The 12,784-nt window shown below is 53.7% G+C and carries 5 protein-coding genes; 4 read left to right on the top strand and 1 reads right to left on the bottom strand.

Annotated features, from left to right (window positions below):
• Window positions 1-289 precede the first annotated feature (289 nt).
• Window positions 290-427 (bottom strand): hypothetical protein, encoded by a 138-nt coding sequence (locus tag SLS51_RS08960; RefSeq protein WP_323837504.1) that lies wholly within the window; start codon window positions 425-427, stop codon window positions 290-292.
• 379 nt (window positions 428-806) lie between these two features.
• On the opposite strand from SLS51_RS08960, the gene SLS51_RS08955 reads away from it, so the two are divergent.
• From SLS51_RS08955 to SLS51_RS08940, 4 genes are all read left to right on the top strand, one after another.
• Window positions 807-2,927 carry a type I secretion system permease/ATPase gene (locus SLS51_RS08955; protein WP_323837502.1) on the top strand — a complete coding sequence of 707 codons (2,121 nt, stop codon included), beginning with the start codon at window positions 807-809 and terminating at the stop codon, window positions 2,925-2,927.
• A complete protein-coding gene (locus tag SLS51_RS08950; protein WP_323837500.1) occupies window positions 2,927-4,315 on the top strand; it encodes an HlyD family type I secretion periplasmic adaptor subunit in 1,389 nt (462 codons plus the stop codon). The genes SLS51_RS08955 and SLS51_RS08950 overlap by 1 nt, the downstream gene beginning before the upstream one ends.
• Window positions 4,315-6,474: a type I secretion system permease/ATPase gene (locus SLS51_RS08945; RefSeq protein WP_323837498.1), complete on the top strand. Its 2,160-nt coding sequence runs from the start codon at window positions 4,315-4,317 to the stop codon at window positions 6,472-6,474. Before SLS51_RS08950 ends, SLS51_RS08945 begins: the two co-directional genes overlap by 1 nt.
• 171 nt (window positions 6,475-6,645) lie before the next feature.
• Window positions 6,646-12,732, top strand: coding sequence for a TcdA/TcdB pore-forming domain-containing protein (locus SLS51_RS08940; protein WP_323837496.1), 6,087 nt, complete (start codon window positions 6,646-6,648; stop codon window positions 12,730-12,732).
• Window positions 12,733-12,784 lie beyond the last annotated feature (52 nt).

Genomic DNA, 12,784 nt, shown 5'->3' with positions numbered 1-12,784 from the left:
TTTTGATATTGTTTTATTTCCAGACAGCAGAGAAATATATAGACATTATATTGATCAATATTAATAATGGAAAATATATGGCTATTTTAAAAATTTACATTAATTATTCTTAACCATTCATGAGAATAACAATGAAACATATTTTTATATATAGCAACGAAAATTCATAAAAAAATAAAGCCAGATTAGATTAAATTCCAATAACAATAGCAAAAACTTGACTAAATAACCTACATGTAAATCATCAATTCTGTTATTTAAACTACCCAATATTCCTTACTTATTAGTATCACGCCACCGCCCTTTCAAAACTGATTACCAGCACTCTATTCAAAGCCTGAGCTAAAGCGGTTTTATTCTCATTATCCTCCAATAAACTAAAATGGTTACCCGGTATCGCAATCAGCTCAAGAGAAGTATCAGGCATGACCCGTTCCCAGCCCAACGAAGGTGCTATGCTTATTAACTCTGGCTTTTCATCCGCCACAAAAAAAAATAAAAATGGATATACCTGACTTCAATCCAATATATTCAGATACTGAATACCACGCTCCGATTAATAACGAAAAATTAGCAACGACCAATTAGCAATGACCAATTAACATTTTTAGGATAATATTGATTAATTGACTGCCATTTTATTATCTTTAGCTTGCACCCACCTATGGAAATGACATATATTCGAATTAAAGCCTATGCTCTTAATACAGATTATTATTAATTGACTCTGCAATACATCATTTTGTTGCGGAAAGGCTTTTTTATGTTAACAACGTGAGAACGGAATCACGTAAGGGAAAATTACAATGAATAGGGAAAATATATCCTCCGATGCAGATACATTGTCATCTGCTCTTAACTGTTGTCGATTATTGTTGCAATTAGCTACAGGTGAAGCTCAGGAACCACAGCCTCTGCTCTCCCATAACAAACTGAAACCTGCGATAAAAGAGTACGGCAAGGCACATGATGTTGATCTGGCATTATGCCGTTTAAAATTCCCCAAACTGACTCCCAAGCTACTGCCTCTGGCCTTTCGCGACAAACAGGGAGGATTTATTGTATTAGCGCGCCTTTCCACTGATCAGGCCCTGATCCAGTCTCCTTATGCCGTTTCACCCGAAGTACTCTCCATCAACGAGCTAGAAGCCAGATGGAGCGGGGAGGTGATCCGGTTAGGGGGAGCTTCCCTCAGGTTCGATGTCTCTTGGTTTATACCCGCGTTTATTCACCATCGCCACCTCCTCGGCGAGGTGCTGCTTTTTTCCCTGATGCTTCAGCTACTTGCCCTAGTCACCCCTCTGTTTTTCCAAGTGGTGATGGACAAAGTGTTGGTGCACAAGGCGTTGTCCACCCTAGAGGTATTGGTGATAGTGCTGGTGGTAGTTGGGCTGTTCGAAGTGGTGCTCCGGGGGCTGCGCGAATACCTTTTTGCCCACACCGCCAACCGCATCGATATCACCCTAGGGATCAAGCTGTTTCGGCACCTACTCGGCCTGCCCCTGCTTTACTTCAAACACCGTCAGGTTGGCGCTATCATCACCCGGGTGCAAGAACTCGACAACATTCGTGACTTCCTGACCGGCTCCATGCTAACCCTGTGCGTGGACCTGGCCTCCGCCTTTGTCTTCTTCGGGGTAATGGCCTGGCTGTCGCCGTCCCTAACCTGTGTGGTACTGGCGGGATTACCACTCTATTTTCTGCTAGCTTGGCTGAGCGCCAAACCATTGCAACAGCGCATCGAACAACAGTTCCAAACGGCTGCCATCAATACCTCATTCCTGAATGAGTCCGTCAGCGGCGCTGAAACCATCAAGAGCCTGGCGGTAGAACCCAGGATGCAACGGCGCTGGGAATCCCAAACCGCGAACATGGTCGAAGCCGGTTTCCGCACGCAGACCCTCAACAGCTTCATCAGCCACGGGGTTATGCTGCTCCAGAAGGTGAGCGGGGTCGGGATCATCTGGTTGGGCGCCAACATGGTGATCTCTCTGGAGCTCACCATAGGCCAACTGATCGCTTTCAACATGATGGCATCCCACATTAACCAACCCATCGCCAAACTTATCGACCTGTGGCAACAGTTTATCCAAACCCGGGTCGCCGTCGACAAGCTCGGCGACATACTCAACCTGCCCGTCGAGCAGGAGCAGGGGAATATCCGTCCTCAGCAACCACTCTCCGGTGATCTGCAAATACGCAACTTGGTGTTCCGCTACCAGCCTCATCAAGCCCCAGTGTTGCAGGGAGTTACCTTGCATATCAGGTCCGGCGAGAAGCTGGGCATAGTCGGTCCCTCCGGTTCGGGTAAGAGTACGCTGACCCGCTTATTACAGAAGCTCTACACTCCAGACGAGGGGGAGATCTTGATCGACGGCACTCCCCTATACCGGCTGGACCCCGGCTACCTGCGTAGCCAGATTGGGGTAGTACTACAGGAGAACTACCTGTTCAACCGTAGTGTGCGCCACAACATAGCCTTTAAGGACCCCTCCGCCTCGCTGGAGAAGGTGATGGCCGTCGCCAAGCTAGCAGGCGCGCATGACTTTATCCTGCAATTACCTCTGGGCTATGACACGGTACTGGCCGAGGCTGGCAGTTCCCTCTCGGGAGGGCAGCGCCAGCGCATTGCCATCGCCCGCGCGCTGATGGCTAACCCCAAGATCCTGATCTTCGACGAAGCGACCAGTGCCCTCGATGACGAATCCCAAGCGCTGATCCAGACCAACATGGCCGAGATCGCGCTAGGACGCACCGTCATCATCATTGCCCACCGCCTGTCCACGGTGCGTCACTGCGACCGCATCATTACTTTGGAGCAGGGATTTATCACCGAATCAGGCAACCATCACCAACTACTGACCAAGGGCGGCTGCTACGCCAAGCTGTGGCGGATGCAACAGGCATTACGAAAGGAGACGGAATAATGTCATTCAAGAAACACCTAAAAACCGTCCTCCAGGCTTGGCGGCAGGAGCGTAACGCGCCCAAAGCGACGAAACGCACCCGCGATGAGTACGAGTTTCAGCCCGGCTACCTAGAGATCGTTGAACGCCCTCCCGCGCCTTGGGCAAGGTGCACGGCGATGGCGCTGACCCTGTTTCTGCTGGTGGCTCTACTCTGGTCCATCGTCGGTCACCTAGACATCCATGCCAACGCCACAGGCAGGTTGCTGGTGTCCAGCCACTCTAAGGTGATCCAGTCCCTTGAGGCCGGCGAAATTATCGCGATTCACGTGCGTGACGGGCAAAGAGTGAAGGCTGGGGATATGCTGATCAAACTCAACCCCATTGGGGTCGAGGCCGAGCTGAAAGAGCGGCAAGAACAGCTAAACTTCAAACGGTTGGAGCAGGCCAGACTACAGGCCCTGCTAACCGACGCCCCCATTGAGCATTTCGCCGTACAGGAAGGTATACCGCAGGCACAAGTCGAGCTGGCTAGAGAGCATCTGGTCAGCGTCTGGAAAGAGGTGGTCGCTAATCTAGAAAGCTTGGACGGTGAGATGAGCGTCAATCAAGCGAGCCAGAGTGCGCGTAACGCCGATATCACCGAGCTGGAGAAGCTGGTGACCAATATCAAAGTGCGTCTTGAGGCCCGTCGTACCTTGGCCGCCAGCAAGCTACTGCCAAAAGTCGAGCTACTGGAGCAGGAGAAGGAGAAGCTAGAGATCGAACGCATCCTTTCTCAACAATACGCCGAGCTGGCTGTCCTCAAAGCGCAATATCAGGTACTAAAGGAGAGCCGGGACCGCTACCTAGCCAAGACTCGCCGGGAATACTACGACCAATTGAATGAAGCTCAAGCCAACATCGCGGTCATGACACAGCAGTTGATAAAAACCGGCGAAAGGCAGCGGCTACAGAGCCTACGGGCACCGGTCGACGGCGTAGTGCAGCAGCTAGCGATCCACACTTTGGGAGGCGTCGTGCAATCGGCCCAACAGCTAATGGTGATCGTGCCCGATGATACCTCCTTGGAAGCCGAGGTGATGGTGTTGAACAAGGATGTGGGGTTCGTGCACGCCGATCAGCCGGTGGAGATTAAGGTCGACTCTTTTCCCTATACCCGCTATGGCACTATACGGGGGAAGATCGTCCACGTTTCCAAGGATGCGGTCAAGGATGAGCAGCTAGGTTTGGTATTTCCCGCACAGATCCGGATGGCGAGCTCTTCCATTGCCGTAGACCAGCATGAGGTGCCGCTACAGGCGGGCATGAGTATCACCGCGGAAATCCGCACCGGTGAACGGCGGGTGATCGACTACCTACTCAGCCCACTACAACAGTACCAGTCCGAAGCATTGAGGGAACGATAATGTCAACCATCGAATCTATTCTGTCGGAACCGATCATCATCGACGCGTCCAAAGCCGTAGCGGATGACGGCCTTCTGGCCCTGACCCATGCCGCCCGCCATTTCAACTTGGCGGTGGAACCGGAACAACTGATCCACCGTCTCGGACGCACCCAAGGGGTCTCGGACAGCCAAGATCTATGCCGCTGCGCCCAGTGGATCGGCCTGAAGGCACGCCACATCTCCACAGATATGAGCCGTCTCGATACCCTGCCCCTTCCGATCCTGCTGGATACGGAACAGGGCTGGCAGGTGCTAGAGAGAGTCGAAGGCGAGTGCATTACCTTGTATCAGCCAAGCGCGGGTAAGCTATGTCGCTATCCCCGAACCGTCTTCGCTAGCCATTGGCAAGGCAGCGCCGTGCTGCTGGCGGAGGCGACCGAGCAGCCGAAACGGCAGCGGTTTGGCTTCGGCTGGTTCGTGCCTTCCATCCGTAAGCATGTCAACCAGTTTAGGAACGTAATCCTAGTGTCTCTGATGCTACAGGTGATCGCCCTGGTGACCCCCATACTATTCGAGAACGTGATCGATCGGGTGCTGGTCAGCCGCAGCCTATCGAACCTGCAAGTGCTAGGAATCGCCATGTTGACTCTGGCTTTGTTCGAGCCCGTCTATGGTTTTCTTCGTTCCTGGCTATTCGCCAACCTCGCCAGCAAGGTCAACTCCGAGCTCTCCGGCCGCCTCTATCAGCACCTAGTGACCTTGCCTATGGGCTATTTCCAGCAGCGTCAGACCGGTGAAATCATCGCCCGGGTGCGCGAGATGAACCAGATCCGCCAATTTCTCACCGGTTCAGCGCTGACTATGGTGCTGGATTTGGCCTTCGTCGGCCTGTTTGTCGCCGTGATGTTCTCCTACGCCACCGAGTTAACCTGGCTGGTGCTCGGTTCTCTCGTGCTCTACTTTCTGTTCTGGCTAGGTATCGGGCCCCTGCTGCGTGCCCGGGTATTGCGAGAGTACGAGCTAGGGGCCGACAACACCGCCTTCCTTACCGAGTCAGTCACCGGCATTGAAACCATCAAAACCAACGCTACCGAAGCCGGCTTCCTACACCGCTGGGAGCGGCAGCTCTCTGCTTTCGTCCGCGCATCATTCCACGCCAAAGTGGTGGGGATCTTGGCTGGTCAGGGAATCGACCTAATCCAGAAGCTAACCTCCGCCCTGCTGCTGCTGTGGGGCGTTACTCTAGTAATGGAGGGCAAACTCAGCCCAGGGGAGCTGGTCGCTTTCAACATGCTCTCGGAACACGTGACCCAACCGATTCTGCGTCTGGCCCAAGTCTGTCAGGATTTCCAGCATACCCTGATCTCGATGCGCAGGATCGGCGACATTCTTGATGAGGAGGGAGAAAGTGGCAATGGCGGTCTGGCCTCCGTACCCAAACTACAGGGAGGGGTGAGTTTCAGAGGTGTGCGTTTTCGTTACAACGAGGATGGTCAGGAGGTGTTACGCAACCTCAACATTGAGATTCATCCCGGCGAATTCATCGGTATCACCGGGCCGTCCGGCTCGGGCAAATCCACTCTGGCTCGGCTATTGCAGCGCCTCTATGTACCTCAGCACGGCCAAGTGTTGGTGGATGGGATAGATTTGGCAATCGCGGACCCGGTGGCGCTGCGCCGTAACATGAGCATAGTGCTGCAAGAAAGCGTGCTGTTTGCTGGCACCATCGCCGAGAACATTCGTTTGTGTCGGCCTCAGGCCAGCGATGCGGAAATGTATGAAGCAGCGACTTTGGCCGGTGCCGATGGTTTTATCAAGACGCTGGACCGAGGCTATGAGACCCAAGTCGGCGAGCGTGGCGGCCAACTCTCCGGGGGGCAACGCCAACGCATCGCCCTAGCCCGAGCACTACTGACCAATCCGGGAATATTGCTACTGGATGAAGCCACTAGCGCCTTGGATTACGAGTCGGAAGCGGCAGTCATGACCAACCTACAACGCATTGCGCAAGGCCGCACGGTGATAAGCATCGCCCATCGCCTTAATACCCTGCGCCATGCCCATCGAATTCTGGTGATCGACCAAGGTCAGGTGGTCGAACAGGGCAGCCACGAGCAACTACTCGCCTTGAACGGACTTTATGCCCGACTTTGGACCTTGCAGATGAAGGATTCTTAGATCACAGACGGCTAGTCGTGTCCGTCATAGCCAGTCTTGCAGCGTTGTAACCTATCAATACCAAAGTAGGATTTTCTCAGAGAACCATTATGTCTAATAACAGTAACAACTACCCAGCACTGCTTAGCGCAAGCGGTACAGGATTTCGATTTCAAAAGGGAGCCAGCACCCATGAATGACAGAGCCGAACATCGTCCAGGTAGCGCCGATATCCAGCAATTTGCCATCGACCCTATATTGTTCGCAAAATCCAATACGATCAGTGCTGAAGCATTAGTAAGTGCAGGACAACTCCCGGCAACGGGACACGCCCAATTGGTGAAAGTTAAGGCTGGTTTATACGAAATCGAATACTCGACTCGAAACACGAATCATACCGCTAAGAGTGACACACACAGCGTGCCAGCATATTTCCTCAGCGACAACAGTTCAAGCCCAGCCAACGTGTTGCCAAGCTATGTGGATATTCCTAAGTATACGCTTTCAGGGCGTTTTCTGTTCACAAAAACGTTATCTGGCGGCTCGCTGGTGGTCACCAACCTTGATAAGGATACTTACCGGGTCTACTACGACAGTCGGGCCAACAGCTCGCTACTGTACGACAACGTAGTCATGGCTGTGGACAATAAGGACTACCATATCGCAGGCACCACTGACGGCTGCGCTATGGCGTACATGCAATACATTAATGATGAATGGCAACTGGTGTTCCAGCGCCAAGAGTATCAACAAGATGGTCAGATGCTCTGGCCGAAGTTGCGCGGCGGAGAGGATCCCATCTCGATCCAAGTCGCTAATAGTCAAGTGACTGAGCGTAACCAGGCCCAATTCGCCACCTACCGCGAGCAGGTTCATCAACAACTGAAGAAGGTCGCTGCCCAGTTTGGAGTCTCAACCGAAGGGGTCTCTGACGGTATATATACAGGGGGGAAGTTTTCTCCTGATCATCCGGCGATTGCCGCATGGATGGGCCTGCATGACAAGGTTCAAGCCAAGATCATGGCAAACACTCAGCAGTTGATGAGCAAACGAATCAAACTCTATGAGACCCGGAGAGAAACCCACGAAAAATCTCGGCTTAGCCTGATTGTCCAACAGATAAAGCAGATCAATATTACGCTGGAGTACTACAAGGCGCGATACGATTCAATCTTGTATAAAGCGCTCTCTGCCGAACAAAGCTGGCTATGGCAACAGATCAAAGCCAAGGAGGGTATGGAAGCCGTCGTACGGCTCAACGACGCATCTATCCAAGGCAATGGTCAGGAACCCGGCCACCAAATAGCCGAGCTTACCGCAGAACAGCGGGGAGCCTTGAGGGGCCGCATCACTGAAGCTAGCCGGGCCGAGCACACCAACAAAGTACTAAAACAGACAGCCATATTCAGCGAAGATTTTCGTCGTGCCGGTAGCAGCTTCTATCGTCTGGTGCCACAAGATGTTTATCTATCGTTGATCGGGGACGTATCTGACGGCCGTTGCTATCCCTTAGTCAGAGCCATGGCGGTGGCACTAGCCCACAGGGGCGAAACAGGTATCAAAAATCTGGTGAAAAAACTCTTCCTAGCCGCCTCCCCTGCAACAGGCCATGCCACACTACTAAAAAACAGCCTGGCAAGACTACACTCCAGTGTTGAAGCCGTGCAGGCGTCAACACCACGTGGGATGGTCAAATTGCCCGGTGTGGTTTCTCTGCTAAAGACAGTGACTGGGACCTCGATATTCGCGCTCAATACCCAGAATCACTCAATGATGGTGGGATGTATTGTCGGGGATGAAGGCCGTCGTTACTACTTCTATGACCCCAATGTCGGGATTTTTGCTTTCGACAATTCAACCAACTTCTCCCGCGCAATGGATCAACACCTGATAAAACACGATTTGGCCACTTATTACGGTTCGCTTGGCAGTAAGTCCGCCCCTGTTTTCAACTTGGTAGAGATCGATCCCGGCAAGATGGCCAGTGTACCGGTGGGCAGTAGCTTGGAGGTCGCTGACTTGATCCGCCCAGAAGCACTGATCAAGGTCATAAAGCAACGGCAACAAGTGAAGAAGACAGCTAGCACTCAGGTACAAATTACCAAGGATACCCAACTGCACGCCACATTGGCGACTCTCGATGCCAAGTTATGGGGGACAAAGTTCTACAGGGCCAGTACACGACTCGTCCAGGAAAACAATCTTGATCCGCGCTGGATACCAATGATTGGCAATATCGAGGATCAGGGCGAAGGCAATTACCGCATCCAGTTCATCAATCGCGATCAGCCTGAGGAGACCCGTTGGGTAAGCAGCGGCGATACCACCTTTATCAAATTCCGGCGCTTCATCAATAAACATATGTTTACTGTACGCCAGCATTTCACCTTTGACCGCGGCCAGATACGACCTATCAGCCGTGTCGGCAAGGCCGATCCGGCCGATGGGTTAAATGCCGGGTTGATGATCCAGACGCTGATCCAATGGTTTGCCGATAAGAACGTCGGCGATGTGGCACATGGGACTGTTTCGCCTGACCTGGCTTCCGTGCTGGAGGTTCACGCCTATCTCAATATCGTTGGTATGATTCACAGTGGCACCCTGGACATTGCCAAGGTCGCCGGGCTGGTGCGTATGGCATTACGCAGCAAAACGATAGTCGCCAAAACCTCGCTCAATGGCTTAAACTCTACTCAGGGACCCTCCGGCAGCGAAAACTTCGGTATGCTGTTTAACGGAGCCATGATCGGTCTAGGTGCTTATGAGTTGGCCCACGCCGAGAATGATGTGCAGAAGGCGGTATTCGGCACCCAGTTGGCGTTCGACTCGGCCAGCTTCATCACCAGTACCGCTGCTATGAGAGCTGGACTGCTCGGTGCCTCGACGGCCAGTGCCGTACTCGGTTCAGGAGGCGTGATTCTTGGCGGACTCGCTGTGGGCTTCACAGCACTGGCGCAAGCCTTTGGCGTGGTCTCCGAGGATGTTAAGGCGGTGGGCCGTTACTTTGATATGGTTGACAAAGCGTACAAAGGTAACGGCTATCGATATGATAACGAGAACAAGGTGCTGGTGCCTTTGCCCGGGGCCGTGATCAAGACGCTGGATTTGCGCAAGAATCAGATCGGCTTCGACAGTCAGTACATTTATCGTACCCGCTCGGGTGATACCGGCTCAGGGAAAAATGATTACTTTTTCTGGGTCGCTGATTTTCCGCGCATGGTCAACGACCGTAGTCAGGCGATCGAGGTCCGCAGCGGCATTGGTCACAAGGCCGCCTCCCGGCCTCTTAAGCACGGCGACAGCCGTGTTGTGATCCTGCCGGGTACCCCGAAGTCCTACATCAGCTACGAATACATGCTGCTCCCCGGCGCCACCACGCGCCATGACACGGGCTTTGACGTGATCCGCAGACTTGAGGAAGACAAACGATTCGACTACGACTTCTACATTTTTCCGGGTGAACAGACGATCCGCAGGATTAACCATGAGTACGTCGACACTCCGATCGAGGTAGTGCTCGATCAGCGCAACCGACAACTGGTTGTGCCTGAGTTACCCAAGAAGCTGCATGGCTACCTGAATTACGAGCTCAAGGGCGCGGGCGGCGAGTACCTGATCGGACTGAACGAAGGTACCCGCGTGAAGCTCACGAGCAATATTGCCGGTGCGTTGTCGCGCTGGATCATCGACAGCAGCCAGCTCACCGGTGACCGCATCAGTGTGTCGACGAACCGGTTGGTGGTGGGTGGCGTTGTGGTAGAGCTCGACCCGGCCCAGAACGGGCAGGTTTTAGTGGTTAACAACAGGGGGGAAGTGCGCAAAGTCGATTTCGCTAATCTGACCGCTCAGGTGGTCAGCGTAGATATGAGCAAGTCGCAGAGGCCCGGCCAGCAAATCGAGCAGCACCTGAGCGATCTCGCCAAGGCGCATCAGTTGCACGGGCAGTACGTGGTGGTGGAGAACTACAGATACAACGAGCGAAATGTCGGCCGGGCGTTCTATGACGTGGCCAAAGACCGCATGCTGTTCACCGACACCGACAATGAACAGGCCAGACATGCCCAACTGAGTGCAGTAATAGAAGACCATGCTTATTTCTACGATGCTGACAACTCAGCAGCGTGGCGGGTAAATATCGCCACCGCACAGGTCAACGCACAGTTTGAGATGCGGTTCAATCAGAATGCGGGCAAGATCAACCGGCTATGGCAGGAGGGGAATACGGTCTATCTGGCGCACCGTTATCAGCTAAAGGAAGGGGAAGCTGAGCTGAGTTATCGGCTCCTCGGTGACCGAATGGAGTTGGTCAATGCGGTGGGTGACGATGCGCTGCTCCAGCTTTTAGCACGTACCAGCCAGTATGATGATGAACTCACAGCCATACTCCAGAGCTACGAGAGCAATAGTACGCAGCGTGAAGCGCCAACGTATACGCTGGGCGCACGGCTGATCTACCCAACCAGTGCAGCGCTGGTCACAGTGTTCGGCGTGGATACGGCTGGCGTGGCGCATCGCTACTGGATACGCCCCGGCGACGGAACGCTAATCAAGCCGAATCTGGCGCCGCCAGCGGATCAAACCGTGCATTTCGCAGCAGAACAGCGAACCCGCAGCGCCTGGCCGATCCCGGCTGATCTGATGTTAGCGGGGAGCATGCCGCAGCCCGGCGGCAGGGAAGTGTTCTTCTTCTACAGCAAGGAACAGAAAGCGTTGTTTCGCCAGGAAGGTCCCGGCCAGACTGTTCTCAACGCCAGCCACCCCAGTGCATTGCGCATCAGCACGCCAGCACTAACCAATCTGCTCAACCTGAACGGCAACCTGCTCGCCATCACCGAGGATGGGCGGGTGGCCCGGCTTGACGCGCAGGGGCAGCTTAACTATGAAGCGGTTAACGAGCAGTGGCTCAAGGGGCGTCCCCACTGGTGGCAGGATCTGGCTAGCGTCACCGACGGCAGTACCATTCTGGCTGTGTTCGGAATCAAGAGCACCGACGGCAAAAACCTACTGCCGGTGTGGTACCACAACGGCCAGGTGGTGGTGGCTTCAGCAGCACTACAGGGCAAATCGTTGCAGTTCCTGGGATTCGAAACAGATGGCCTCTACGCGCGACTCTTCGACCCCGAAAGTGGCAAGCTGTATCGCCAGCCAGCCATGACCGAAAAAGCGTTGGCCACAGCTTTTGGCGGCACCAACTTGATGCTCAGCGCCTCGGCACAACTTCCCACTGCCAGTGAATTGATACCTAAATTGCATCTCAAGGAAGCGCGACAGATCGATGCCGGTATGCGCCTGACCACGGTCAAGGGCGAGATCTTACTACGAACCAACGACGGCGAGTTACAGTTAGTTGGCGTTGACAAAGGCTGGCGGCAAAACAACCTGACCCGCCTGCCACAGGCACTCGCCAAACTCACCGACCAGTGGCAGGTCAAAGGGGTATTGACCTTGCAGGACAACAATGCGCCAGGCTGGTTCGATACTGGCAGCGGTCAGGTATTTTGGGGTAATGGCATCCCGGTCTCGAACAATCTGCGCTTTGTGGGGATCGCCGCCGGTGAAAAGACGGCATATGTGTACAGCCCGATGACTCAGGCGCTGTACCAGATCAAGGACGACAGTGCACAGATGCTCAATCAGTTCACCAGCGTGGAGCGCATCGGTTCTTCCCTTCTGCTTCAAGGCGGGATTGTAGAGGACAGCAAAGACGATCTGACGCCACCACTCATTGATGGTGTCGACAGCGTGGTGCTGCATGGCGGAACCAATAGCGATACCTACCGCCTCAGCCGGGCGACATGGTCCCATTACCGTACGGTAGTCATCGATAATGAGGCTCCAGACAAGGCGATGGACCGCCTGATCATACCGGTGATTGATACGGAAAAAATCCTCGTTAACCGCTACGAGGATGACCTGATGCTGACCGACTCGGCCAATAACACTGTTTTGGTGATACGCAAAGTGTTCGGCAGTCAAGCTATAGCTCATCGGCATCTACAAATCGAGCTGGAAGATTTCTCGTCGGTGATCAACGTGGACCACCTGATCGAGGGCTTTACCCAGCAGAGTTACACCGAGGAAAGTCTGATGGAACTGTCTTGGGTCAACAAACAATCCGTCATCCCCGCCCATGCCGCTGTCCCGGACGCAGAGGGGCCAAGTCTGGCAAAGCTGAGCGGCGCGATGGCCTCGCTTCCTGATATCGGCGGTACCCGCGAACACCTGCCGCAAATCCGTCAGGCTTCACAGACTATGCTAACGCCATCACTGATCTCTTAAGGTCGCACGAGAAGCAACAGAAAGGGCGAAATGCCCTTTCTGTCCTATTTAT

The sequence above is a fragment of the Photorhabdus africana genome, assembly GCF_035181445.1.
GTDB lineage: Bacteria > Pseudomonadota > Gammaproteobacteria > Enterobacterales > Enterobacteriaceae > Photorhabdus > Photorhabdus laumondii.
This window is presented reverse-complemented; position numbering and strand designations above follow the sequence as displayed.